This is a genomic window from Escherichia sp. MOD1-EC5495 (genome assembly GCF_002965965.1).
Taxonomy (GTDB): Bacteria; Pseudomonadota; Gammaproteobacteria; order Enterobacterales; family Enterobacteriaceae; genus Escherichia; species Escherichia ruysiae.
Map to the genome: position 1 here is coordinate 81,149 of NZ_PTRI01000016.1, position 26,294 is coordinate 107,442.

At 53.8% G+C, this 26,294-nt stretch carries 21 protein-coding genes; 9 read left to right on the top strand and 12 right to left on the bottom strand.

Features of this window, described 5'->3' with window-relative positions; translation table 11 throughout:
* Nucleotides 1–44: 44 nt before the first annotated feature.
* On the bottom strand, nt 45–2,003 hold the full coding sequence (gene acs, locus BEG40_RS14395) for an acetate--CoA ligase (RefSeq protein ID WP_105285618.1): 1,959 nt from the start codon (nt 2,001–2,003) through the stop codon (nt 45–47).
* 393 nt (nt 2,004–2,396) lie between these two features.
* Between acs and nrfA the strand changes: the two genes are divergently transcribed.
* The 8 genes from nrfA to gltP all read left to right on the top strand — a co-directional run bounded on the left by nrfA (nt 2,397) and on the right by gltP (nt 10,428).
* A complete protein-coding gene (gene nrfA / locus BEG40_RS14410; RefSeq protein ID WP_000196877.1) occupies nt 2,397–3,833 on the top strand; it encodes an ammonia-forming nitrite reductase cytochrome c552 subunit in 1,437 nt (478 codons plus the stop codon).
* 45 nt (nt 3,834–3,878) lie between these two features.
* Nucleotides 3,879–4,445, top strand: coding sequence for a cytochrome c nitrite reductase pentaheme subunit (gene nrfB, locus BEG40_RS14415; RefSeq protein WP_105285619.1), 567 nt, complete (start codon nt 3,879–3,881; stop codon nt 4,443–4,445).
* Nucleotides 4,442–5,113, top strand: coding sequence for a cytochrome c nitrite reductase Fe-S protein (gene nrfC / locus BEG40_RS14420; protein WP_000220281.1), 672 nt, complete (start codon nt 4,442–4,444; stop codon nt 5,111–5,113). Before nrfB ends, nrfC begins: the two co-directional genes overlap by 4 nt.
* A complete protein-coding gene (nrfD, locus tag BEG40_RS14425; protein ID WP_105285620.1) occupies nt 5,110–6,066 on the top strand; it encodes a cytochrome c nitrite reductase subunit NrfD in 957 nt (318 codons plus the stop codon). Before nrfC ends, nrfD begins: the two co-directional genes overlap by 4 nt.
* A 19-nt stretch (nt 6,067–6,085) precedes the next feature.
* Nucleotides 6,086–7,804: a heme lyase CcmF/NrfE family subunit gene (locus tag BEG40_RS14430; protein WP_198600210.1), complete on the top strand. Its 1,719-nt coding sequence runs from the start codon at nt 6,086–6,088 to the stop codon at nt 7,802–7,804.
* The gene (nrfF, locus tag BEG40_RS14435) at nt 7,797–8,180 is read left to right on the top strand and encodes a heme lyase NrfEFG subunit NrfF (RefSeq protein ID WP_105285622.1); all 384 of its coding nucleotides are present in this window, start codon (nt 7,797–7,799) and stop codon (nt 8,178–8,180) included. The genes BEG40_RS14430 and nrfF overlap by 8 nt, the downstream gene beginning before the upstream one ends.
* Entirely contained in the window at nt 8,177–8,773 is a 597-nt protein-coding gene (nrfG, locus tag BEG40_RS14440; protein WP_105285623.1) for a heme lyase NrfEFG subunit NrfG, read from the top strand. The genes nrfF and nrfG overlap by 4 nt, the downstream gene beginning before the upstream one ends.
* 341 nt (nt 8,774–9,114) lie before the next feature.
* The gene (gltP, locus tag BEG40_RS14450; RefSeq protein ID WP_000789605.1) at nt 9,115–10,428 is read left to right on the top strand and encodes a glutamate/aspartate:proton symporter GltP; all 1,314 of its coding nucleotides are present in this window, start codon (nt 9,115–9,117) and stop codon (nt 10,426–10,428) included.
* Between the two features lie 82 nt (nt 10,429–10,510).
* Here gltP and yjcO read toward each other — a convergent pair whose 3' ends face one another.
* The 7 genes from yjcO to yjcS all read right to left on the bottom strand — a co-directional run bounded on the left by yjcO (nt 10,511) and on the right by yjcS (nt 20,672).
* Entirely contained in the window at nt 10,511–11,200 is a 690-nt protein-coding gene (gene yjcO / locus BEG40_RS14455) for a Sel1 family TPR-like repeat protein YjcO (RefSeq protein ID WP_105285624.1), read from the bottom strand.
* 93 nt (nt 11,201–11,293) lie between these two features.
* Nucleotides 11,294–13,441 carry a formate dehydrogenase subunit alpha gene (fdhF, locus tag BEG40_RS14460; RefSeq protein WP_105285625.1) on the bottom strand — a complete coding sequence of 716 codons (2,148 nt, stop codon included), beginning with the start codon at nt 13,439–13,441 and terminating at the stop codon, nt 11,294–11,296.
* A gap of 197 nt (nt 13,442–13,638) precedes the next feature.
* On the bottom strand, nt 13,639–15,105 hold the full coding sequence (mdtP, locus tag BEG40_RS14465) for a multidrug efflux transporter outer membrane subunit MdtP (RefSeq protein ID WP_105285626.1): 1,467 nt from the start codon (nt 15,103–15,105) through the stop codon (nt 13,639–13,641).
* Complete coding sequence (mdtO, locus tag BEG40_RS14470) at nt 15,102–17,153, bottom strand: multidrug efflux transporter permease subunit MdtO (protein WP_105285627.1); 2,052 nt, start codon at nt 17,151–17,153, stop codon at nt 15,102–15,104. The genes mdtP and mdtO overlap by 4 nt, the downstream gene beginning before the upstream one ends.
* Nucleotides 17,153–18,184 (bottom strand): multidrug efflux transporter periplasmic adaptor subunit MdtN, encoded by a 1,032-nt coding sequence (gene mdtN / locus BEG40_RS14475; protein WP_000446396.1) that lies wholly within the window; start codon nt 18,182–18,184, stop codon nt 17,153–17,155. The genes mdtO and mdtN overlap by 1 nt, the downstream gene beginning before the upstream one ends.
* A gap of 18 nt (nt 18,185–18,202) precedes the next feature.
* Nucleotides 18,203–18,478: a YtcA family lipoprotein gene (locus BEG40_RS14480; protein WP_010351753.1), complete on the bottom strand. Its 276-nt coding sequence runs from the start codon at nt 18,476–18,478 to the stop codon at nt 18,203–18,205.
* Nucleotides 18,479–18,686: 208 nt separating this feature from the next.
* Nucleotides 18,687–20,672, bottom strand: a complete 1,986-nt coding sequence (gene yjcS / locus BEG40_RS14485) for an alkyl sulfatase YjcS (RefSeq protein ID WP_105285628.1) — start codon at nt 20,670–20,672, stop codon at nt 18,687–18,689.
* Between the two features lie 290 nt (nt 20,673–20,962).
* Here yjcS and BEG40_RS14490 point away from each other — a divergent pair, with 290 nt between their 5' ends.
* Nucleotides 20,963–21,670, top strand: a complete 708-nt coding sequence (locus BEG40_RS14490; RefSeq protein ID WP_105285629.1) for a response regulator transcription factor — start codon at nt 20,963–20,965, stop codon at nt 21,668–21,670.
* On the opposite strand, the gene BEG40_RS14495 is transcribed toward BEG40_RS14490, so the two are convergent.
* The 4 genes from BEG40_RS14495 to BEG40_RS14510 are packed head-to-tail and all read right to left on the bottom strand — an operon-like array spanning nt 21,667 to nt 26,206.
* A complete protein-coding gene (locus tag BEG40_RS14495; protein WP_000970595.1) occupies nt 21,667–22,668 on the bottom strand; it encodes a carbohydrate kinase family protein in 1,002 nt (333 codons plus the stop codon). The two genes, BEG40_RS14490 and BEG40_RS14495, sit on opposite strands and share 4 nt — an antisense overlap.
* A gap of 60 nt (nt 22,669–22,728) precedes the next feature.
* Complete coding sequence (locus BEG40_RS14500) at nt 22,729–23,670, bottom strand: ABC transporter substrate-binding protein (RefSeq protein WP_105285630.1); 942 nt, start codon at nt 23,668–23,670, stop codon at nt 22,729–22,731.
* A gap of 44 nt (nt 23,671–23,714) precedes the next feature.
* Nucleotides 23,715–24,689, bottom strand: coding sequence for an ABC transporter permease subunit (locus BEG40_RS14505; RefSeq protein WP_105285631.1), 975 nt, complete (start codon nt 24,687–24,689; stop codon nt 23,715–23,717).
* A complete protein-coding gene (locus BEG40_RS14510) occupies nt 24,686–26,206 on the bottom strand; it encodes a sugar ABC transporter ATP-binding protein (protein WP_105285632.1) in 1,521 nt (506 codons plus the stop codon). Before BEG40_RS14510 ends, BEG40_RS14505 begins: the two co-directional genes overlap by 4 nt.
* Between the last annotated feature and the right edge of the window lie 88 nt (nt 26,207–26,294).

Consider the following 26,294-nt stretch of genomic DNA (forward strand, 5'->3'; position numbering starts at 1 on the left):
TGTAGGCCGGATAAGGCGTTTACGCCGCATCCGGCAATTGTGGGTTACGATGGCATTGCGATAGCCTGCTTCTCTTCAAGCAGCTTCTCGACCACGCCTGGATCGGCAAGCGTCGAGGTATCGCCAAGGTTGCTGGTATCGCCCGCCGCAATTTTGCGCAGAATACGGCGCATAATTTTGCCGGAGCGGGTTTTAGGCAGGGAGTCGGTCCAGTGCAGCACGTCTGGCGTTGCCAGCGGGCCAATCTCTTTACGCACCCAGTTGCGGACTTCTGCGTACAGTTCTGGTGACGGTTCCTCCCCGTGATTAAGCGTGACGTAGGCGTAAATCGCCTGACCTTTAATATTGTGCGGAATACCGACGACAGCGGCTTCGGCTATCTTCGGATGCGCCACCAGCGCCGACTCAATCTCTGCCGTTCCCAGACGGTGACCAGAGACGTTCAGCACGTCGTCCACGCGCCCGGTGATCCAGTAATAGCCATCTTCATCACGACGCGCGCCGTCGCCGCTGAAATACATATTTTTGAAGGTGGAGAAGTAGGTCTGCTCAAAACGCTCGTGATCGCCAAACAGCGTGCGCGCCTGACCCGGCCAGGAGTCGGTGATCACCAGGCTGCCTTCGGTAGCGCCTTCCAGCGGGTTACCTTCGTTATCGACCAGCGCCGGTTGCACGCCGAAGAACGGACGCGTTGCCGAACCGGCTTTCAGCTCGGTAGCGCCTGGCAGTGGCGTGATCATGAAACCGCCAGTTTCGGTCTGCCACCAGGTGTCGACCACCGGGCATTTCTCGTTGCCGATCTTCTTCCAGTACCACTCCCACGCTTCCGGGTTGATTGGCTCGCCCACGGAGCCGAGAATACGCAGCGACGAACGGTCGGTGCCTTCAATCGCTTTATCGCCTTCCGCCATCAGCGCGCGAATGGCTGTTGGCGCGGTATAGAGAATATTGACCTGATGCTTATCTACCACCTGCGCCATACGGGCAGGCGTCGGCCAGTTCGGTACACCTTCAAACATCAGCGTGGTCGCGCCGCAGGCCAGCGGGCCGTACAGCAAGTAACTGTGTCCGGTAACCCAGCCCACATCGGCGGTACACCAGTAGATATCGCCCGGATGATAATCAAAGACATATTTAAAGGTCAGCGCCGCGTACACCAGATAACCGCCGGTAGTGTGCAGCACGCCTTTCGGCTTACCGGTAGAACCGGAGGTGTAGAGAATAAACAACGGATCTTCGGCGTTTACTTCTTCCGGCTGGTGCTGATCGCTGGCTTGCTCAACCAGGTCGTGCCACCACAGGTCGCGCCCTTCCTGCCAGTCAATTTTCCCGCCAGTACGCTTCAGTACAACCACATGTTCAATGCTGGTGACGTTCGGATTTTTCAGCGCGTCATCGACGTTTTTCTTCAGCGGAATGCTGCGCCCGGCGCGTACACCTTCGTCGGAAGTGATCACCAACCGTGAGTTAGAATCAATAATGCGTCCGGCAACGGCTTCCGGCGAGAAGCCGCCGAATATCACCGAATGCACCGCACCAATGCGGGCGCAGGCCAGCATCGCGACTGCGGCTTCTGGCACCATTGGCATATAAATCGCCACCACATCACCTTTTTTAATGCCCAGCTCGAGCAGGGTATTGGCGAAGCGGCAGACGTCGCGGTGCAGCTCTTTATAGCTGATATGTTTGCTCTGGCTGGCGTCATCGCCTTCCCAGATGATGGCGGTACGATCGCCGTTTTCTTGTAGATGGCGGTCGAGGCAGTTTGCCGCCAGATTCAGCGTGCCGTCCTCGTACCATTTAATTGACACATTACCGGGGGCAAAGGAGGTGTTTTTCACCTTCTGGTAGGGTTTGATCCAGTCGAGAATTTTTCCCTGTTCGCCCCAGAAGGTATCTGGTGCGTTAATAGATTGTTGATACATCGCCTCGTACTGCTGAGGGTTTATCAGGCAATGGTCTGCGATGTTGGCAGGAATGGTGTGCTTGTGAATTTGACTCATGCTTTTGTTCTCCTTGTAGAATGTTAATAATATGTGTCATAAGCGTTAAATGTAGGGGTATTGGCAGTTTTGTTTAGTATTTGGGCGACAGATCACGCAAAAGTAGAATTGTGCAAATAAACGGCAGGGTAATTTTTGAAGGTCACCAACAAAAGTTGATTAATTCTTTGAGGAACATGCAGTTATGCATGCTGTTGAAAACGAGGAAGATACTGGCTAACTCTAAAGTGGTATTTTACATGCACTTACAATTGATTAAAGACAACATTCTGAGTGTGGTTATTTGTTACACATAGGGGCGAGCAATGTCATAACAGTGTATGTGCGGTTACTGTTATGAAAAAACAATAAAAACTGCCATTTCCTCAATGGCAAAATTTGGATGAAGCCCCTATGACAAGGATAAAAATAAACGCACGCCGTATCTTCAGCTTATTGATTCCTTTTTTCTTTTTCACTTCTGTTCACGCTGAACAAACGGCCGCTCCCGCGAAACCTGTAACTGTGGAAGCGAAGAATGAAACCTTTGCCCCGCAGCACCCCGATCAATATCTCTCCTGGAAAGCCACCTCGGAACAATCAGAGCGTGTTGACGCACTGGCGGAAGATCCACGTCTGGTGATCCTGTGGGCGGGATATCCCTTCTCACGCGATTACAACAAGCCGCGCGGACATGCCTTTGCTGTGACCGATGTGCGTGAAACTTTGCGTACCGGTGCGCCGAAAAATGCCGAAGATGGCACGATGCCAATGGCCTGCTGGAGTTGTAAAAGCCCGGATGTGGCGCGTCTGATCCAGAAAGACGGCGAAGATGGCTACTTCCACGGTAAATGGGCGCGCGGCGGCCCGGAAATCGTCAACAACTTGGGTTGTGCTGACTGCCATAACACTGCTTCGCCAGAGTTCGCCAAAGGCAAACCGGAGTTAACCCTTTCACGTCCGTATGCGGCTCGTGCGATGGAAGCGATTGGTAAACCTTTTGAGAAAGGCGGACGCTTCGACCAGCAGTCAATGGTCTGCGGTCAATGCCACGTGGAGTATTACTTTGACGGTAAAGATAAGGCCGTTAAATTCCCGTGGGATAACGGCATGAAAGTCGAAAACATGGAGCAGTATTACGACAAAATTGCCTTCTCTGACTGGACTAACTCCCTGTCCAAAACGCCAATGCTGAAAGCGCAGCACCCGGAATATGAAACCTGGAGTGCGGGCATTCACGGCAAAAATAACGTGACCTGTATCGACTGTCACATGCCGAAAGTGCAGAACGCCGAAGGCAAACTTTACACCGACCATAAAATTGGCAATCCGTTTGATAACTTTGCCCAGACCTGTGCGAACTGCCATACCCAGGACAAAGCCACGCTGCAAAAAGTGGTCGCGGAGCGTAAACAGTCGATTAACGACCTGAAAATCAAGGTCGAAGATCAACTGGTTCACGCCCACTTCGAAGCGAAAGCGGCGCTGGATGCAGGCGCGACGGAGGCTGAAATGAAGCCGATTCAGGACGATATCCGTCATGCTCAGTGGCGTTGGGATCTGGCGATCGCTTCCCACGGCATTCATATGCACGCGCCGGAAGAAGGTCTGCGGATGCTTGGCACGGCGATGGATAAAGCGGCGGATGCGCGTACCAAACTGGCGCGTTTGCTGGCGACCAAAGGCATCACCCATGAAATCCAGATCCCGGATATCTCGACCAAAGAGAAAGCCCAGCAGGCAATTGGCCTGAACATGGAGCAAATCAAGGCCGAGAAGCAGGACTTCATCAAAACGGTGATCCCGCAGTGGGAAGAGCAGGCACGTAAAAACGGTCTGTTAAGCCAATAACCCCCGTTCCGCCTCGCAAGGGGCGGAAAACACAATGGAGTGAATATGAGCGTATTACGTTCGTTATTAACTGCCGGGGTGCTGGCGTCGGGCCTGTTGTGGAGCCTGAACGGAATTACCGCTACCCCTGCGGCGCAGGCATCTGAAGATCGCTACGAAGTTACCCAGCAGCGTAACCCGGATGCCGCCTGTCTGGACTGTCATAAGCCAGACACCGAAGGTATGCATGGCAAACATGCTTCCGTTATCAACCCAAATAATAAACTGACGGTCACCTGCACCAACTGTCACGGCCAGCCGTCACCGCAACACCGTGAAGGGGTGAAAGATGTGATGCGCTTTAACGAGCCGATGTACAACGTTGGTGAGCAGAACAGCGTTTGTATGTCCTGCCATCTGCCGGAACAGTTGCAAAAAGCGTTCTGGCCGCACGATGTCCACGTGACCAAAGTGGCGTGCGCCAGCTGCCATTCCCTGCATCCACAGCAAGATACGATGCAGACGTTAAGTGACAAAGGACGGATTAAGATTTGCGTCGATTGCCACAGCGATCAGCGCACCAATCCGAACTTTAACCCGGCGTCTGTTCCGTTGCTTAAGGAGCAGCCATGACCTGGTCACGTCGCCAGTTTCTCACCGGCGTCGGCGTGCTGGCAGCCGTCAGCGGCACCGCAGGGCGCGTGGTGGCGAAAACGTTGAATATTAATGGCGTGCGTTACGGCATGGTGCATGACGAGTCGTTATGCATCGGCTGTACCGCCTGTATGGATGCTTGTCGGGAAGTGAACAAGGTGCCGGAAGGTGTCTCGCGCCTGACGATTATTCGTAGCGAGCCACAGGGCGAATTTCCTGATGTGAAATATCGCTTCTTCCGTAAGTCTTGCCAGCACTGCGACCATGCGCCGTGCGTTGACGTCTGCCCGACAGGTGCGTCTTTTCGCGATGCTGCCAGCGGGATTGTCGATGTTAACCCGGATCTCTGCGTCGGTTGTCAGTACTGCATCGCCGCCTGTCCGTACCGCGTGCGCTTTATCCATCCGGTCACGAAGACGGCGGACAAATGTGATTTCTGCCGTAAGACCAATTTGCAGGCCGGTAAGCTGCCCGCGTGCGTCGAGGCTTGTCCGACGAAGGCGCTGACGTTTGGCAATCTGGACGATCCCAACAGTGAGATTTCGCAACTGCTGCGCCAGAAGCCCACTTACCGCTACAAGCTGGCGCTGGGAACCAAACCGAAGCTGTACCGCGTACCGTTTAAATACGGGGAGGTGAGCCAATGACGCAGGCTTCCGCATTTCATTTTGAATCGCTGGTGTGGGACTGGCCGATTGCCATCTATCTGTTTTTGGTGGGGATTTCTGCCGGGCTGGTGACGCTGGCGGTGTTGCTGCGTCGCTTCTACCCGCAGGCGGGCGGCGCAGACAGTACGTTGCTGCGAACCACGCTGATTGTCGGGCCTAGCGCGGTGATCCTCGGTCTGTTGATCCTCGTCTTCCACCTGACGAGGCCGTGGACCTTCTGGAAGCTGATGTTCCACTACAGTTTTACCTCGGTGATGTCGATGGGGGTAATGCTGTTTCAGCTCTACATGGTGGTGCTGGTGCTGTGGCTGGCGAAAATCTTTGAACACGATTTGCTTGCCCTGCAACAACGCTGGTTGCCGAAGCTGGGGATCGTGCAAAAGGTTCTGAACCTGCTGACGCCCGTTCATCGCGGACTGGAAACGCTGATGCTGGTGCTGGCGGTGTTGTTGGGGGCTTATACCGGCTTTCTGCTGTCGGCGCTGAAATCGTATCCGTTCCTCAATAACCCGATCCTGCCGGTGCTGTTCCTGTTCTCCGGTATCTCGTCCGGTGCGGCGGTGGCGCTGATCGCCATGGCGATACGCCAGCGCAGTAATCCGCATTCTACGGAAGCGCACTTTGTTCACCGTATGGAAATTCCCGTGGTATGGGGTGAAATCTTCCTGCTGGTGGCGTTTTTCGTCGGTCTGGCGCTGGGCGATGACGGTAAAGTGCGTGCGCTGGTGGCGGCGTTGGGCGGCGGTTTCTGGACGTGGTGGTTCTGGCTTGGTGTTGCCGGGCTGGGGCTGATTGTGCCAATGCTGCTCAAACCGTGGGTGAATCGCAGTTCCGGCATTCCTGCCGTGCTGGCGGCGTGTGGAGCCAGCCTGGTCGGTGTATTGATGCTGCGCTTTTTCATTCTCTACGCCGGACAGTTGACGGTGGCGTAAACCAGAAAAGAGGTGGTTTCTGGACGTATTCCTTCCTGAAGTCGGTTTTCTGGCGTTGTTGTTAAGTCTTGGGGTCAATGTGTTGACCCCGTTGACGACCTTCGCGGGAGTGCGGTTGCGCTGGCCTGCCATGATGCGACTCACTTGCATCGGCATTCTGGCGCAGTTCGTGCTCCTGCTGCTCGCCTTTGGCGTGCTGACATATTGTTTTCTCATCAGCGATTTCTCGGTCATTTATGTCGCCCAACATAGCTACAGCCTGCTGTCGTGGGAACTCAAACTGGCGGCGGTGTGGGGCGGTCATGAAGGTTCGTTGCTACTTTGGATGTTGTTACTTTCCGCCTGGAGCGCGCTGTTTGCCTGGCATTATCGGCAGCAAACCGATCCGTTATTTCCGCTGACGTTAGCCGTTTTATCTCTCATGCTCGCCGCACTGTTGCTGTTTGTGGTGCTGTGGTCCGATCCCTTTGTACGGATATTTCCGCCAGCAATTGAAGGTCGCGATCTCAATCCGATGCTGCAACATCCCGGCCTTATCTTTCATCCACCGCTGCTTTATCTCGGCTATGGCGGTTTGATGGTGGCGGCGAGCGTGGCGCTGGCGAGTTTACTGCGCGGCGAGTTTGATGCGGCCAGCGCCCGAATTTGCTGGCGCTGGGCACTACCTGGCTGGAGCGCATTAACGGCGGGGATCATCCTCGGTTCCTGGTGGGCCTATTGCGAACTGGGCTGGGGCGGCTGGTGGTTCTGGGATCCGGTGGAAAACGCCTCTTTATTACCCTGGCTTTCTGCCACTGCGCTGCTGCACAGTTTGTCCCTGACACGCCAGCGGGGGATTTTCCGCCACTGGTCGCTGTTACTGGCGATAGTTACTCTGATGCTGTCATTGCTGGGTACGTTGATTGTCCGTTCTGGCATTCTGGTTTCGGTTCATGCGTTCGCGCTGGATAATGTCCGCGCAGTGCCGCTGTTTAGCCTGTTTGCGCTGATTAGCCTTGCGTCTCTGGCGCTATATGGCTGGCGAGCGCGGGACGGTGAGCCGGCGGGGCGTTTTTCGGGGTTATCGCGAGAAATGTTAATCCTCGCAACGCTGCTGCTGTTTTGCGCGGTGCTACTGATCGTGCTGGTGGGAACGCTTTATCCGATGATTTACGGCCTGCTGGGCTGGGGACGCCTCTCCGTTGGCGCGCCGTATTTTAACCGCGCGACGTTACCATTTGGCCTGTTGATGCTGGTGGTGATTGTGCTGGCGACGCTTGTCTCTGGCAAACGTGCGCAGCTTCCGGCTCTGCTGGCACATGCGGGCGTGCTGTTGTTTGCCGCCGGGATTGTGGTTTCCAGCGTCAGCCGTCAGGAGATCAGCCTGAATTTACAGCCGGGTCAGCAGGTGACGCTGGCAGGATACACCTTCCGTTTTGAACGCCTCGATCTACAAGCCAAAGGCAATTACACCAGCGAAAAAGCGATAGTGGCGCTGTTTGACCATCAGCAACGCATTGGTGAACTGACACCGGAGCGGCGTTTTTACGAAGCACGTCGTCAGCAAATGATGGAGCCCTCAATTCGCTGGAACGGCATCCATGACTGGTATGCGGTCATGGGAGAAAAAACCGGGTCGGATCGCTATGCATTTCGTTTGTATGTACAAAGCGGTGTGCGCTGGATTTGGGGGGGAGGATTGTTGATGATTGCGGGCGCGTTATTAAGCGGATGGCGGGGGAGGAAGCGCGATGAATAAAGGGCTTCTCACTTTGCTGCTGCTGTTCGCCTGTTTTGTGCACGCTCAGGTCGTAGACACCTGGCAATTCGCCAATCCGCAACAACAGGAACAGGCGTTAAGTATTGCCAGTCAGTTACGCTGTCCGCAGTGCCAGAATCAGAACTTACTGGAATCTAATGCGCCGGTGGCAGTCAGTATGCGTCATCAGGTTTACGGCATGGTGGCGGAGGGGAAAAGCGAAGCTGAAATCATTGGCTGGATGACCGAACGCTACGGTGATTTTGTTCGCTATAACCCACCGCTGACCGGTCAGACGCTGCTCCTTTGGGCGCTGCCAGTGGTGCTGTTACTGCTGATGGTGCTGATCCTCTGGCGGGTGAGGGTGAAGCGATGAAAAAGCCTCAAATGCCGGTAAAAATGCTGGTAACACTCGCGATTTTGATGGTATTTGTCTGTGTCGGCAGTTATCTGTTAACCCCAAAATGGCAGGCGGTACGTGCGGAGTATCAGCGTCAGCGCGATCCGCTACATCAGTTTTCCAGCCAGCAAACACCAGAGACACAGCTTCTGGCATTGCAGGATAAAATCCGCGCCAACCCGCAAAACAGCGAACAATGGGCGTTGCTGGGCGAGTATTACCTGTGGCAAAACGATTACAGTAATTCGCTGCTGGCGTACCGTCAGGCGCTACGGCTGCGTGGTGAAAATGCAGAACTGTACGCGGCGCTGGCGACGGTGCTTTATTACCAGGCCAGCCAGCATATGACCGCCCAGACTCGCGCGATGATCGACAAAGCTCTCGCGCTGGACGAAAACGAAATCACCGCCCTGATGCTGCTGGCTTCCGATGCGTTTATGCAGGCGAATTACGCGCGAGCCATCGAACTATGGCAAAAAGTGATGGATCTCAATTCACCCAAGGTCAACCGGACACAGTTGGTTGAGTCGATTAATATGGCAAAACTCCTTCAACGGCGATCGGATTAATCATTCGGTGTTGCAGATTATGTTATTGAGCTGCATAAAAAATAATCGAATGAACACATGTAAAAAATAATCACCATTAACGATTATTGCAGATTAAACAAATAAAAATCTTTCCATAACAAATGGTTATTCATATAACCTGTCATAAACTCGCGTTATTATGCATTAATGCAGCGAAAAGCTCTGTTGTTAAAGGGTTGCGCAACATACCGCGCAAATGATACTGATCATAAGCGTTAAAAAAATCTACAAACCAACGCAACACAATTCATGCCCTGGCAGTATGTCACGTTCTCGCGTTTCTGAGCGGGGAACGGCGCTCCATTGAGGAAGTCATTCATATGAAAAATATAAAATTCAGCCTGGCCTGGCAGATTCTGTTTGCTATGGTGCTGGGCATTCTCCTGGGAAGCTACCTGCACTACCATAGCGACAGTCGCGAATGGCTGGTCGTCAATTTGCTCTCTCCGGCGGGTGATATCTTCATCCACCTGATCAAAATGATTGTTGTGCCGATTGTTATCTCCACGTTGGTGGTTGGGATTGCAGGTGTTGGTGATGCTAAACAGCTCGGGCGTATCGGCGCGAAAACCATTATCTACTTTGAAGTGATCACCACCGTCGCCATCATTCTGGGGATCACTCTGGCAAACGTCTTCCAGCCCGGTGCCGGGGTGGATATGTCGCAGCTGGCGACCGTTGATATCTCGAAATATCAGAGCACTACGGAAGCGGTACAAAGCAGTTCCCACGGCATTATGGGCACGATTTTGTCGCTGGTGCCGACGAACATTGTGGCGTCGATGGCGAAAGGTGAAATGCTGCCGATCATCTTCTTCTCGGTGCTGTTTGGTCTGGGGCTTTCCTCCCTGCCAGCGACGCATCGTGAACCGCTGGTGACTGTGTTCCGCTCCATCTCTGAAACCATGTTTAAAGTGACTCACATGGTGATGCGTTATGCACCGGTGGGTGTATTTGCGCTGATTGCGGTGACGGTGGCTAACTTCGGTTTCTCTTCTCTGTGGCCACTGGCGAAACTGGTGCTGCTGGTGCATTTCGCTATTTTGTTCTTCGCGCTGGTGGTGCTGGGAATTGTGGCGCGTCTGTGCGGGTTGAGCGTCTGGATCCTGATTCGCATTCTGAAAGATGAGCTGATTCTGGCGTACTCCACTGCCAGCTCTGAAAGCGTGCTGCCGCGAATTATTGAAAAGATGGAAGCCTACGGTGCACCGGCGTCGATCACCAGCTTCGTGGTGCCGACCGGTTACTCCTTTAACCTCGATGGTTCGACGCTGTATCAAAGTATTGCCGCTATCTTTATCGCGCAGTTGTATGGCATTGACCTTTCCATCTGGCAGGAAATCATTCTGGTGCTGACGCTGATGGTGACCTCGAAAGGGATTGCAGGCGTGCCGGGCGTGTCGTTTGTGGTGCTGCTGGCAACGCTGGGGAGCGTGGGTATTCCGCTGGAAGGCCTGGCGTTTATTGCCGGTGTTGACCGTATCCTCGACATGGCACGTACCGCGCTGAACGTGGTGGGTAATGCGCTGGCGGTGCTGGTGATTGCCAAGTGGGAACACAAATTTGACCGCAAAAAGGCGATGGCCTATGAACGTGAAATGCTGGGCAAATTTGATAAGACTGCGGATCAGTAATTGAAGATTGCCGGAGGGTTATATCCACCCGGCAATGTGTGGATGCCTGATGCGACGCTTAACGCGTCTTATCAGGCCTGGCTTAACCGTTGGTTAATTTTTCAAACTCTTCACACCCGGTATCAAACCCTTCCATACAGCTCAGGTTCAACCAGTGCAGCGCCTTTTGCTTGTTCTTCTCGATAAAACCTTCTTCACCGTTTAAGAACATCATTCCCGCCCAGTACTCGGAATAACCGGTTCGGGAAATTGCAGAGCTGCGTTTGAAATACCAGGTTGCCTTGTCATCGTCGGCCTTAATGCCCACGCCGTTGGCGTAAATCAAGCCAAGCAGCATCTGGGCATCAACGGCAGTATCATTCTCTAAATCTTCCGAGGCGTTTTCTAACAGCGAAATCGCCTTCGGATAATCTGGTTTACCCGCCTGGCTATTAACCAGAATATGCGCCAGCGTCACTTCACCTTCTTTACTGCCCGCCTGCGCCGCTTTCTCGGCGAGCACTTTTGCTTGTGGATAGTCCAGACTGACCGGATTGGTGATTTTGATCTGCGCTAACAGCGCGCAGGCATCGGCATCACCACTGTCAGCGGCTTTCTGTGCCCAATATTCGGCTTTGCTCAAATCGCCGGAGCTAAACCAGCTATCGGCAAGAAAATATTGTGCGCGTCGGTCTCCGGCCTCTGCTGCCTTTACATACTGGCTGCCGGGTTCGGAGTCGTTTGCGTGGGCAAAGAATGTCAAAAACAACATCAATGCGATAATTTTTTTCATTTTGATAATACGATTGGGTAGGGAATAGTCAGTATAGAGAGTTCGAATCGATAAAAAAACAGCCTCCGAAAGGAGGCTGTAAGAGGGACTGATTTACGCCAGTGCCGCTTCGCGCAGGCGAGTTTTCAACTTGTTGTACTCGTCAATCACGTACTGCTCGGCGGCGCGCTGATCGGCGATCGGCTCGACGCGCACGGCGCAGTATTTGTACTCCGGCGTTTTCGTAATCGGGCTTAAGTTTTCGGTAACCAGCTCGTTACAGGCACCAATCCACCACTGGTAGGTCATGTAAATCGCCCCTTTGTTCGGACGATCGCTGACCTGCGCGCGGGTGATAATTTTACCTTTACGCGAGTGCACCCAAACCAATGCCTCGTCTTCAATACCCAGACGTTTGGCGTCTTCGGTATTGATTTGTGCGTAGCCAGGTTCATCAGCCAGCGCCGCCAGCGCCGCACAGTTACCGGTCATCGAACGACAAGAGTAGTGACCGACTTCACGCACCGTTGACAGCACCATCGGGTACTCGTCGGTGAGCTTGTCGATTGGCGCTACCCAGTCGCAGGTGAAGAACTGCGCCAGACCGTTCGGGGTATCAAACTTCTCTTTAAACAGGTAAGAAGTCCCCTGATCGGCATCTGATGTATCGCGGCAAGGCCACTGAATGAAGCCCAGTTCGCCCATTTTCTCGTAAGTCGCACCGTAGAAATCCGGGCACAGATGACGCAACTCATCCCAGATCTCCTGGGTGTTGTTGTAGTGCATCGGATAACCCATACGGGTGGCGATTTCACTGATGATTTGCCAGTCCGTTTTCAGATCCCACTTCGGTTCAACCGCCTTGAAGAAACGCTGGAAGCCACGGTCAGCCGCAGTGTAGACACCTTCATGCTCGCCCCACGAGGTTGACGGTAAAATAACATCCGCCGCCGACGCGGTTTTGGTCATAAAGATATCCTGGACGATGACCAGTTCCAGATCTTCAAAGGCTTTACGTACTGCCGACAGTTCCGCATCAGTTTGCAGCGGGTCTTCGCCCATAATGTACGCCGCACGGACTTCGCCATGTGCCGCACGGTGCGGTAGTTCGCTGATGCGATAACCGGTATGGGCTGGCAGGCTTTCCACGCCCCAGGCTTTGGCGAATTTCTCGCGGTTAGCCGGATCTTTTACGTACTGGTAGCCAGGGTACGTATCTGGCAGCGCGCCCATATCGCAGGCACCCTGCACGTTGTTCTGACCACGAACCGGGTTAACGCCCGCATGTGGCTTACCGAGGTTACCCGTCAGCATTGCGAGGCTGGTCAGAGAACGTACGGTTTCCACGCCCTGATAGAACTGGGTAACCCCCATGCCCCACAGAATGGATGCGCTTTTGGCCTGGGCATACATCCGCGCCGCCTGACGAATCTCACTGGCGCTGACGCCAGTGATATCTTCAACCGACTCCGGCGTGTAGCCTTCAACGATTTTACGATACTCTTCAAAGCCTTCTGTTCGAGAAGCGACGAACGCTTTGTCGTACAGATTTTCTTCAATAATGACATGGCCCATCGCATTTAACAGCGCGATGTTCGAGCCGTTTTTCAGTGCGATGTGCATGTCAGCAATGCGCGCGGTTTCAATTTTACGCGGATCGCAGACGATAATTTTCGCCCCGTTACGTTTAGCGTTAATTACGTGATTCGCCACGATTGGGTGGGAATCCGCCGGGTTGTACCCGAAAACGAACACTAAATCGGTATTATCAATTTCGTTAATAGCATTGCTCATTGCGCCGTTACCGACCGATTGGTGCAGACCTGCAACCGATGGGCCGTGTCAGACGCGAGCGCAGCAGTCAACGTTATTAGTACCAATAACGGCGCGCGCAAATTTTTGCATTACATAGTTGGTTTCGTTACCCGTACCACGCGAGGAGCCGGTCGTCTGGATGGCATCCGGACCGTACTTCTCTTTGATGGCGCTCAGGCGCTCGGCAACGTAATTCAGTGCCTCATCCCAGGAAACAGGTTCGAGTTTGCCGCCACGCTGGCGACGGATCATGGGGGTTTTCAGGCGCGGGGTCAGGATCTGGGTATCGTTAATGAAATCCCAGCCATAATAACCCTTCAGACACAGAGTACCCTGGTTGGTTTTCCCCTGCGCTGCCTCCGCCCGGACGATTTTGCCGTTATCGACGACCAGGTTGATTTTGCAACCTGATGCGCAATATGGGCAAACCGTGACGACTTTTTTCATCGGTCTCGCTCCAGTTAATCAAATCACGCATACGCGCTCTCGACTACAGTATGCATCTTTTATGCCACATTTTATTTGGGGACATTCCTTGATATTACGGGCACTATTTATTCAAAACTCTGACGAAAAACAGGCTGTCGTCAGTTTTGACGTGACGAAACGAAATACCGCGTGACAGCCATCACGCGGCAGACATTTTATTTTTTCTCGGTGATGGGAGCCGCCTGATATCCGCCGCCCAGCGATTTCATCAACTGAATGCTTTGGATCACGCGGCGGCTATCCAGCATCAGTAATGACATCTCTTCGGCAAGCACCGGCAATTCGGCTTCGGTTGCCTGTAAGCGGCTGGTTAAACCGCGCTTGTAGGCGGCGTCGGCGGCGCGCTGGGTGAAGCGGGTCGCTTCTACGCGTTCTGCCTGCATCTTCCGCTCGTCATTCAGCGTTTGCAGACGCGTGCCATTGACTGCAACGTCGCGCACTGCGTTCAGCACGGACTGGTTGTAACGTTCAATCATCATGTTGCTGGCAGCACGAGTGCCTTCGAGATTGGCATTCAACCGCCCACCGTCAAACAACGGCAATTTCAGACCCGGAATGAAGTTGAACTGGCGACTGGTTTTTTTGAATAAGGTATCCAGGTGGATGGAATCCAGTCCGAAAAACGCTTTGATATCAAAGCTTGGGTAGAACAGCGCCCGTGCGGAATCCACCTGATCTAATGACGCCTGAACATACCAGCGCATGGCTTGCAGATCCGGGCGTCTGGCGAGCAACTCATAAGAGAGTGTCGCCGGAATACCGGTCTGGACTTGCGGTAATGCCACTGGTTTGATCTCCGGCATATCGCTGGCGCCCGCGCCAGTCAATGCGCGCAGAGATTCTCGCGTTTCAGTGATTTGCCCTTTGACGGCAGCAATTTGTTTATCGACCGCCAGAATCTGCGCCCGCGCGCCGTGGAACGGTACTTGCGCTTCCAGACCGTGCGCCACTTTACTCTGGTGCGCTCTCACCGCGTAATCAATCACGCTGCGGGTTTGCTCTAACAGATCGAGCATCTGGTAGCTGGCCTGCATACTGTAATAAAGCTGCGCTACGCCTGTAGTGAGCGACAGTTCCACTGCCGCAGTTTCTGCCAGCGCGGCGTTATGCGCGCCAATGGCTGCGGCAACCGCTGAGCGATGTACGCCCCATAAATCGAGATCTAATCCGGCAAATAAACCTACGGTGGCTTCGGTGTAGTACGGACCATCCATTCCCAGTGCGGGCGCATCCATCGCATAAGGGCTTAAAAAGCCGTTGGCAGAGACGCGTTGGCGGTTGAGCATCCCTAACGCCGCCACCTGCAATTGTGAACCAGCATCTAACAAATCTGCCTGCGACTGCGCTTTTTCTTCCCGCAATTTCGCTTCGGCGAGGGTGTGAGAACCGCTTAACGTCCGTTGGATCAGCGCATCCAGTTGTGGATCATTAAACTGTCTCCACCACTGCGCTTGCGGCCAGCCGGAACTGGCAAGATGGATATCATCGGCAAGTTTGATCTGCTCTGGTTTAAGCTGTTGATGAGGGGCTGAATCCTTACGCACTAACGCACAGCCGGAAATCAGCGTCGCGCTGCCGAGAATGCTGCACAACAACAAGCGTGAAAGTTGACGATTGATCATTGAGTGGCTCCTTGTGCCTGTTCCGTGGCGGGCGTTAATGCCGGGGCTGTCCAGTCTGGCAAGCGGGCGATGAGCTGGCAGACGTGTTGCTCCTGTTTTAATAAGGTGGGCAGGATGGCCTGCGAGGCGGGTATCTCTTCAAGCGTTATCAGGGGAGAATGGCTGAGTGCGGTTGCCAGACCGGCAGCGTATTTCTCCAGTGCATCGGCAAAGTGGCTGGCTCTGTCCGGCTGGAGCGCGTGATCCAGCGCCTGAGCCGAGTTCCAGGTGGCATCCCAGGCGTGAAGAATGTCGCGTCCCTGACGAATAACTGTTTGCGAGCGTTCAATCAGTAAGGCGCGTTCATCGCCGTCCAGTTGACGTTCAAGCGCCACGCGTTGGCACATTTCTTCACAGGCATTAAACGCCGCATGTAGACCTATACGAATTTGCAGATAAGTGCGCAGAGCCGTGACTTCCTGCTGGCGCGGGATACACATCAGTTTGCCTAACATACCCAGCGCGCCGGCCAGTTTTTGCGGCAGTGCACGCGCTTCGCTTTCAGGCCAGACAAAGGTGTAAATCACCGCCGATACCGCCGTACCGATAAGAATGCCGATGGCACGATCGCGTATTTCCACCAGGTCGTAAACCGGACCAAAGACGTTTTCGAGCGTGGCGAGAGCAAAGGTCACCACCATCTGCGTGCCGATATAAGAAGAACGCTCAGAGCTGGTGGCGAACCACGCGCCCACTAGGAAAATCGGTGACAGTACGAGCAGCAATTCGACAATATTGTCCAGCCATGGCATGACCAGTAGCGTAAACAGCAACGCCAGAATTGCACCGCAAAAAGCTCCGCCAAAACGTAGCGCCATCTTCTGGTACGAAGAACCGATATTGGGGTTAGCGACGATCACGCAGGTCAGCATACAGGTGTGAATGCCTTCCCAGTCCACGCCGCTGTAGAAGGTGTAACAGATCAAACAGGCCAGCAGCGTTTTTACCGCGTAACGCATATAGTCCGGATTAGTAAAGGCATCGGCGACCATTGACGGCGGTTTGGCGGCGGGCGTTGGCGGCGTGTGCGGATCCATCTGACCAAGCTGTAACAGTGTCTGGCAGATATTCTCCAGGTTACATTCCCGTGCCGCCATCGCTTCATCTTCACTAAGCCGCCAGTCGCTTTGCCAGCACTGCCCTTTGGCAATGGCATGTTGCAGCTTGTTGATTTCAGCGGCTAATTTTTGCCGAAACTCAATGATTACCTGCGAATCAGCAAAAGAGGTGGGATCGTAGCGATTCAGCGTGGAGTAAATGTAGGTTACCGTTGCCACGCAGCTTTGCCACCATGCGCTATGGGTTCGCCAGTCGGCGTCGTCCGCGAGGCAAAAGACATTCAGTTTTTGCAGCGCCAGCGCCTCTCTTTCAATCCGCGTTTCGGGTAGCGGCGCAAGACTTTCTGCCAGGTGACGTACCGCGTCATCAAGCCGATCATTAAGCGCCTGATGCATCTGCGTAATGGCGCGGCTGGGAAACCACAGCACGCCGATTAACGTCATCAGCAAGGTTGGATAGAGGCCGACAACGATGCACCACAGCGTTAAACGCACGACCACTTCCGGATAGTCGAGCATGGCGGGGAAGGTTTGCCCGTAAATAGCGACAATGGCGACAGCGAAAAAGACCAGTCCCAGCCGATGGGTGCGCATCAAAAACATACAGCCCATCAGGACAGGACCTGCGATGATCAATCTGATCAATGGTTCGCCGTATGACCATTTGTAGATCAAAAACAGGCTGCCGATCTCCAGCACCGTGGCGACCACAAACAAGATCGCCACAAATTTGGTGTAAAACGCGTTCGACTGAATACCGTAAAACAGCACCGCCAGTGATAACGCCACGAAGGGGATCTCGAAGGTCATTGAGATCAGAATCACCAGCAGGCAGCCTACCCAGAGCTGCACGGTCTGCGGCACACGACCAGGCCGCCGCTCGCTTAACTCTTCATGAAAGAACGCCAGCAGCCTGACCACCGGTAATGGCAGGGAGTTGAGGGCGCTCATTATTGCGGCTCAAGATTAGCGACTGCCGACGCGCCGATGCGAAACATTTCCGGGTCAGGTTTATCGACCATGATTTTGACCGGAAAACGCTGGGCAACGCGAACCCAGTTAATAGAACGAGACACTTTCGGCAGGCCGCCAAGCACCAGACCGCCGTCATCCGGCAGCACGCCGTAGCCAATGGAATCCACTTTACCCTCGAAGGTTTTGCCGCTGTCGCTCATCAGGCGAATTGTCGCAGGCGTACCGGCATGAATATTTTTCAGATCGGTTTCGCGGAAGTTGGCAATAACGTACCAGTGACGGGTGTCGATTAGCGTGAAAATAGGGCGCATTGCGGAGGCAAATTGTCCAACCGAGGTTTTGAGGGAAATAACCCGACCATCAAACGGTGCGCGAACGGTTGCCATTTCCAGATGCAGTTTGGTCAGCGCGATATCCGCTTCCACCGCTGCACGTTGGGCGACCAGTGCATCGACGCCGCTGACGCCGCTGGCGGCTGACTGCGCCTGCAACAATACGGCATTAAGGTCGGCCTCTGCAGCGCGCTGTGCAGTTCTCGCACGGTCAACTTCTTCAGCAGAAACAAAACCTTCTTTCAGTAATGGCTCGGTACGGTGCAATGTATCGCTGGCCTGTTTAGCGGCGGCGCGGGCTTTTTCTACCGTGGCGTTAACTGAGTCGGCGCCAAACTGTTGGGCGTTAACACTACGCTGGGTGAGCATAATTTGCTTATCCAGTGCGGCGAGGGAGGCTTCGGCTTTCGCCAGATTCGCTTCGTAAGGGCGAGGATCGATACGAAACAGCAAATCGCCCTGTTTGACTGCCTGGTTGTCTGTGACTGCCAGTTCCACAATACGACCGCTGACTTCCGGCACCACATCGATGGTATCGGCAGAAGCATAAGCGTCGTTGGTTGATGGCGCACTGTCTACGCGCCAGATAACGAAAACGAGGGCAACCAGCGCCAGCGCAACGACCAGCAGTGCAGGGATCTTACTGCGAGGAGCTTTTTTCGGCGTACTTTCCATGAGCGCATCTCAAATAGATTAGAAAAATGCCAGCCAGAACAGCATGGCGTAGAGAGCAAAAAGGGCGGTATAAATAATTCCGACAAATGCCAGATTGATATTTGCCCGCTGAATAATTCGCCTCGTGATGAGCGTCAAAATAAGGCTGGCAATGGCGCAGAAAAACCAGCTGGGATAATAAGCGCCGATCACCGGGATTGCCGGAGATAATGAGCATCCCGAAACCATGAAGACGGGAACTATCCAGGCTGTTTTTTTGAGGTGCATCGCCATGCGAGAGAGAACTGTTGGCATATTAAATACATCCTGTCTGCTGCGAACAATATCTGTAGTGAATATCAATATCCATTGAAGGCGTCAGTATGGCTATTTTCTTGATGAATAAAAATAGCTTTATTCAGCCACCGCATTCATAACTTATATATATTGTGTATTAATTTGCTGCATATATTTTTAATATAAATGCTTTCGGGGGCTTGAACGCCCCCGAGAATGAGTGGAATTAATTCGGGGTTACGATATTCACCCACAAATCAAAATTATCCAGACAGGCAATAATTTCTTCCAGTTTCGCACCATTGCCAATAATTTTGGCTTTCTTCGCTTTTACCAGATCCGCCATTTTCGCCTGTCCGGTCAGCACGGCGTGCAGATCTTCACGGTTAATGTAGAAAGAGGCATTGGCTTGCGGTTGCAGCGTTTTACGGTAGTTAAGCACGCTATCGTTCAGGGTCAGGTTGAGGTTATCGCCGTTACTCATATTGAAGTTCAGGCTGATATTCTTCCCGGCGGCTTTTTCGCTATCGAGGCGAACAGCCATAAAGTCGAACAGCATTTCGACCGACATACCGCGAATGGTATCCGGGGAACCGGTGGTGCCATGGCTGAACTTATGTACCCCTTCGCGCAGCTCTTTCGCGCCAGTCAGGTAGAAACCGCGCCAGGTGGCGGACTCTGCCTGATAACCGAGCTGTTCAAAGTTATTGGCTTGCAGGTTTTTCGCCACCTGGTCACCCGGATTGGCGGCAATCACCTGTTTCAGCAGTTCTGCCGACCAGCGATAATCACCCTGCTTGTTCGCTTCTTGCGCCAGGTTGATGACGCGTGCGGAACCGCCCAGCGCCTGCACATAACGTTTACCCATCTCCACCTGACCATACGGATGCAGGTTTGCCGGGTTACCGTCGTAATAGCCGAGGTAGAAGTTATATACCGCACGGGCGTTGTGGCTGACAGAACCGTAATAGCCACGGCTGGCCCAGTTATTGGCGAGCGTTGGCGGCAGCTTAATCATGTCGCCGATTTCATTCATGGTGTAGCCCTGGTTTGCCAGGTGCAGGGTCTGGTCGTGAATATACTTGATGGTATCGCGATATTTACCAATATAATCATTGATATGCTTATTGCCCCAAACCGGCCAGGTATGCGGCATAAACAATACTTCTGCTTCGTTACCCCACATATCCAGCGTTTCGTTCAGATACTCGGTCCACTTGCTGGTGTCGCGGGTTTTCGCGCCGCGCAGAGTGTAGAAGTTGTGCAGGGTATGAGTAGCGTTCTCGGCGGTACATAGGGCTTTCAGTGCCGGAATATAGAAGTGCATTTCCGCTGGCGCTTCGCTGCCAGGGGTCATCAGGAAGTCAAACTCCAGACCGTCGATAATCATCTTCTCGCCAGTTCTGACGATAGTTTTGGTTGGCGCAATAATGCTTGGGTCACCGGTTGCCAGCGTCACGCCGAGGCCGTTACCCACGTTACCCTGCGCGTTGTGCGGCAGTAACAGGCCGTAAGAGTAGAGCGCACGGCGGCTCATAATATTACCCGCCAGTACGTTTTCGCTGATGGCTTCGTCCATAAAGCCAGCCGGAGCGATCACCTGAACTTTTCCCGATTTAACATCAGCTTCAGAGATAATGCCTTTCACACCGCCATAATGGTCGGCGTGGCTATGGGTGTAGATAACCGCAACAATCGGTTTTTGCGGACGATGCTGGAAGTAAAGGTCAAGTGCGGCTTTTGCGGCTGGCGGCGTCACCAGCGGGTCGATAACAATAATGCCTTTCTCGCCTTCCACGAACGTAATGTTGGAGATGTCCTGACCACGCACCTGATACATTTTATCGGTGACTTTGAACAGGCCAGAAATACCGTTGATCTGCGACTGACGCCACAGGCTGGGGTTTACCGTTTCCGGCGCAGCGGCATTAATATCAAATTTGTAATCGTCCGCGCGGTAGTAAACTTTGCCATTCGCATCACGCAGAATACCTTCATCGAGCAGCGGGGCGATAAATCCACGCTGGGCATCGTCAAAATCCTGACGATCGCTAAACGGTAATGATTTGGCGTAATTCTGATTTACCTGTTGCGTATATTGAGTGGCGGCTTTCGCTTCATCTGTTGCGTAAGCGGTATTTACCATCATGCTGCTGGCGGCGGTTAAGGCAATAACAATCCTGCTCAAACGGAATAACTGAGAGTTATTCATATAAATCTCCATTTATCATTTATGTCGTAAATATGTAATCCATGCAAAATACGTCATTTAAAGCTGGCGTTATCATAATTGGGAAACGACGACTTTAATAAACGGAAGTGTGAGCGGAACGAGCCATTTTATTAGGCATTTGTGCTGAAGGTGAAAAAGTACGGCATATCTATTAACAATATCAATAATGTGACATGAATTATATTTTCATTATATATATTGCTTTCCTCTTTCACTTCGCCAGGAAGTACGCACAATGATTAATCAGGTGAATAATGCGGAGTGTAACCATGAAACCCGTGGTGCTGGTGGTGGATGATGACGCGGCTATCTGTGCACTGTTGCAGGACGTGTTAAGCGAACATGTCTTTACGGTTTCAGTCTGCCATACCGGACAGGAGGCAATATCGTGTATTGAAGGCGATCCTGATATTGCGCTGGTGGTGCTGGATATGATGTTGCCTGATACCAACGGCCTGATGGTATTACAACAACTACAGAAAATGCGTCCTGCATTGCCGGTGGTGATGCTGACCGGTCTGGGCAGTGAGTCTGATGTGGTGGTCGGGCTGGAAATGGGCGCGGATGATTACATCTGCAAGCCATTTACCCCACGGGTAGTGGTCGCGCGACTAAAAGCGGTGTTACGGCGCGTTGGCGTGCTGGCGGTCAATGAGGAGAAAAATGCCGGGCTGTCATTTAATGGCTGGTATCTCGGTACCACACGCTGCCAGCTACACAATCCGCGACAGCAACTTGTTGAGCTGACTCAGGGCGAATATGGCTTGTTGCTGGCTCTGGCACAAAACGCCCGTCGGGTATTGAGCCGCGAGCAGTTGCTGGAGTTTACCCATAGTGACAGCATAGAGGTGTTTGATCGCACCATCGACGTATTAATCATGCGACTACGACGCAAAATCGAACTGAACCCGCATCAGCCAATGTTGATTAAAACTCTGCGCGGTCTGGGTTATGTCTTCGCTGCCGACGTGCATTAATCCGACATTTCTGTTTGCAGCTCTTCCAGTGTTTTTGCCCCGTCGATGGCGTTGGCGCATAACAGGCTCGCGCGTGCGCAGGCATGTGCCAGTTTGATGCTCTCGGTAAGCGTCCAGCGTTCGTGGCAGCCATACAAAAATCCGGCACAAAACGCATCACCCGCGCCGACGCTACCGATAATCTCGCGCGGTTCTAATTTCCGTGAGGGTATCCACATGCCGCCCTGTTCTGGCGTCTCTCCCCATGCGCCTTCCGCGCAGTGAATCACCACGCGCTGGCGCACGCCCGCATCTAACAGTTCGCGCGCGGCGGCGGCAATATGCGCGATATGTGGCTCGCCGTTAGGCAAACGAATCTCCAGCCCGCTAAATTCCCCAGCCTCCAGTTCGTTAATCACCAGATAATCCAGATGACGCAACGCGGGCAATACCAGCGGCTGATAGCGCGGATCGCCCTTGCGGGAAACCAGATCGAGACAGGTTTCATAGCCAGCGTCATGCATCTGCGCCAGCAGGCGGGCGCTGCGAGTGCCATAAACATCGTCTGGCATATCCAGGCTTTCGAGCAGGAGCAGATAGCCGAGATGGAAGATTTTCATGCTGCTATCAAGCTGGTCGAACGCCGGGAGATCCAGCAGCCGGTTAGCGCCCGGTGAATGGAAAAATGTGCGCTGTCCGCTGGGATCGGTCATCACCTGCGACATCGACGTCGGCGCAAAGGTGGTGCGCTGCACATGCTGGCGGTTGACGTGATATTGCTCCAGCATTGCCATAATGTAATCGCCATCGCTATCCTGACCGATTAGTCCGACCGCCTGCAAAGGCAGTCCGGCGCGCATTTTCGCCAGCGTCAGCAGGACGTTAAGCGGTGCGCCACCGGTAGAGCGTTCGCTGTGGGTGATCTCCGCCAGCCAGCCGCGCTCCGGCCACTGGATAATCTGGTGGACGTGATCAACCAACATATTTCCTGCTGCGATAATACCTTTACGTTCCATCATGCCAGCTCCTGGATTAGCTAATGCGCTACCGCCGGGCAGCGTCGCCGCCCGGCCTCGGACTTATTTCACCGTCCAGCCTTTGTAATTGCCGACGTTGTCTTTGTCGATCATCGTCACCGGGATTAGCACCGGCTCTTTCGGCGCGGGCTTGCCCTGCAAAATGTCATAACCGATCTCAACGGCTTTCGCCGCCATCACCTGTGGGTCTTGCGCGGGAGTCGCGACAAACAACGAGTTCTCACGCTTCAGCGCCTCTTCGGCGTCCGGGCTTCCGTCCACACCGACAATAAAGAACTCGTTACGTTGTGCCTGTTTTGCTGCCAGATCGGCGCCGATCGCGGTGGGATCGTTAATCGCAAACACGCCGTCGATCTTCGGATTCGCCGCCAGCAGCCCGGTCATCACCTCCAGCCCGCCTTCACGACTGCCTTTGGCGTTCTGGTTGTCAGAGAGCACCTTGATGTCAGGATGGCGTTTAAATTCGGTCTGGCAGCCTTCGACGCGGTTCTGTACGGCGGACACCGGCGGCCCGTTGATGATCACCACGTTGCCTTTGCCTTTCAGGCGATCGGTGATGTATTTACAGGCCATTTCGCCCGCCTGGGTGTTATCGGAGGTGATGGTGGCATCGGCACCTTCTGCCGCTACGTCAACCGCCACTACCACGATCTCGGCGTCTTTCGCCCGTTTCACCGCCGGGCCGATCCCTTTTGAATCGGCAGCATTCAAAATGATCATATCGACGTTGGCGGCGATAAAGTTGTCTATTTGCGACACCTGCTGGCCCAGATCGTAGCCGCTGGACACCAGCGTCACTTTGACGTTATCGCCTGCCAGTTTGCGCGCTTCCAGCTCCGCGCCTTTGGTTATCTGCACGAAGAACGGGTTCGCCAGATCGCCCACCGTCACGCCTATCGATTTCAGTTCTTTCGCCTGGGCGAACGGTGCAGCGACCAGCAGCGCGCCTGCACAGAGCGCGGTCACTAAGGGCTTCAATCTCATGCTGTATTCCTCATGCTGTATTCCTCATGTGTAGGGTATTGTTGTTATGCGCTTTGATGATGTCGGGTACGGTATTTGTCGATCAGCACCGCAATGATGATCACCGCCCCTTTGATCACCAGTTGCCAGAAGTAAGAGACGCCCATTAAGGTCATGCCGTTGTTTAGCGTGGCGATAATCAGCGCCCCCACCAGCGTGCCGGTGATGGTGCCGATGCCGCCGACAAAACTAGTGCCGCCGAGGATCACCGCTGCAATGGCGTCCAGTTCGTAACCCATGCCTAAGTTGCCGTTGGCGCTGTACAGTCGCGAGGCACTCATAATCCCGCCCAACCCTGAAAGCAGGCCGCTCATGCCATAAACAAACAGCAGCACCAGCCAGACTTTTATGCCGGTAAGACGTGCCGCCTGCATATTGCCGCCGACGGCGTAGATATGAACGCCAAGCGTGGTACGGCGCAGAATAAACCAGCACAGCACGATTACCGCCAGCGCAATGACCACCAGCCAGGGGATCGGTCCAAGATAGTTGTTGCCTATCCACTCGAAATTAATGTTGGAGTTGATAACCGTAGTGCCATCCGCCAGCAGATACGCTGCCCCGCGCAGCGCCGTATAGGTGCCGAGTGTGACAATAAACGGCGGTAATCCGGCAAAGGCCACCAGCGCGCCGTTGAACAACCCCAGCAGCAGGCCGAGCATCAGCGCAGCCGGGATCGACAGCATGGCGAACTCCGGGCTAAGGGAGACGACCATCGCCGCTACCGCCGTGGTGCCAAGAATTGAACCTACAGAAAGATCGATCCCGCCGGTCAAAATAATGAAGGTCATTCCCGCCGCCAGCACAATGTTGATTGACGCCTGGCGGGTAATATTCAGCAGGTTGCTTTCGGTAAAAAAGTTTGGCGCGATAAAGCCAAAAACTACCACGATCAGGATTAGAATTGGCAAAATGCCGACCGTTTGCATCAGATCGCTCATTAACATTTTTTTGGCAGAGGTCTTTGCAGATGTTGTCATGAGCGCACCGCCTGGGAATGGGCGTCGTTGACGCCGGTCGCTAAGGTCATAATGTTTTCCTGGGTGATGTTGTTGCCGTTTAACTCACCGGCAATGCTGCCTTCGCGCATTACATAAACGCGATCGCTCATCCCGACTATCTCCGGCAGTTCGCTGGAGATCATCAGGATCGCCACGCCCTTGCGCGCCATCTCGTTCATGATCCGGTAGATCTCGCTTTTTGCGCCGACATCCACGCCGCGCGTGGGTTCATCGAGCAGTAAAATGCGTGGGCCAATCGCCACCCAGCGGGAGATCAACAGTTTTTGCTGATTACCGCCCGAAAGCCCGCCCGCTCGCACCTGGGAATGTGGCACACGAATGTTGAGCAACTTAATGGCGTCATCGGAGATGGTTTGCGCTTTTTTGCGGTTGAGCATCCCCCAGCTGGCATCGCGCTCCAGGGTTGCCATGGTGATGTTTTCGGCTGCTGCCATTTCAAGGAACAGCCCCTGTTCTTTACGGTTTTCGGTCAGAAATCCAATGCCAAGATCGATGGCTTCGCGCGGGGAGTGGATCACCACCGGTTCGCCATCCACTTCAATCATTCCGCCCGTTGCTTTACGCACGCCGAAAATTAACTGCGCGAGTTCGGAACGTCCGGCACCCACCAGCCCTGCGAGGCCGACAATTTCGCCGGAACGCACCAGCAGGCTGCTCGGCTGCACTTTGCCGCCGTCGGTCAGGTGGTGAACGTTCAGGCGGGCTTTGCCGGGCAGGATATCGCGTTCTTTATTGAACAGATCGCTCAGCGGCCTGCCAACCATCATCCGCACCAGTTCAGCAGCGTTGAGGTTGTCGCGGGTCAGGCTGCCAACGTATTGCCCGTCGCGCAGCACGCTGACGCGATCGGAAAGCTCATACACTTCTGCCATGCGGTGGCTGATGTAGATAATCGCCATCCCTTCATCGCGCAGCCGCATAATCAGTTCAAACAAGCGGTGAGTTTCGCGGGAGGAGAGGGCGGCGGTGGGTTCGTCCATCACCAGAATGCGGCTGTTGCGATGCAGCGCGCGGGCAATTTCGACCTGCTGTTGTTCGGCAATGGTCAGCGTCATGACTTTATCGCTGGCGTTAAACTGCGCGCCAAGGCGGTCGATCACTTTTTGCGCCTGTACCAGCATCTCTTTACGCTGCACCAGCCCGCCGTGGGAAAGCTCGCTGCCGAGGAAAATGTTCTCTGCCACCGTCAAATTGGGTGCCAGCTGCATCTCCTGATAAATCAGCGTAATACCGGCGCTTAAGGCATCTTTTGGCGTGCGAATGTGAAAGGGGTTGCCATCAATCAGGATCTCGCCGCTGGTGGCGGTATAAGCCCCTGCCAGCACCTTCATCAGCGTGCTTTTTCCTGCGCCGTTTTCCCCCATCAGGGCATGGATCTCGCCAGGGTAAACCGTCAAATCCACCCCTTTGAGCGCATAAAATTTGCCGAAGGCTTTGGCAATATTGCGCATCTCCAGAACTGGCGTGCTGTTCATGGTGGACTCCTGCGAGGTTGTCGATATCAGCACTCCATCACAGGAAAGTAAATGCAAAATGTCAGAAGCCGTTCATATTTGTCATATT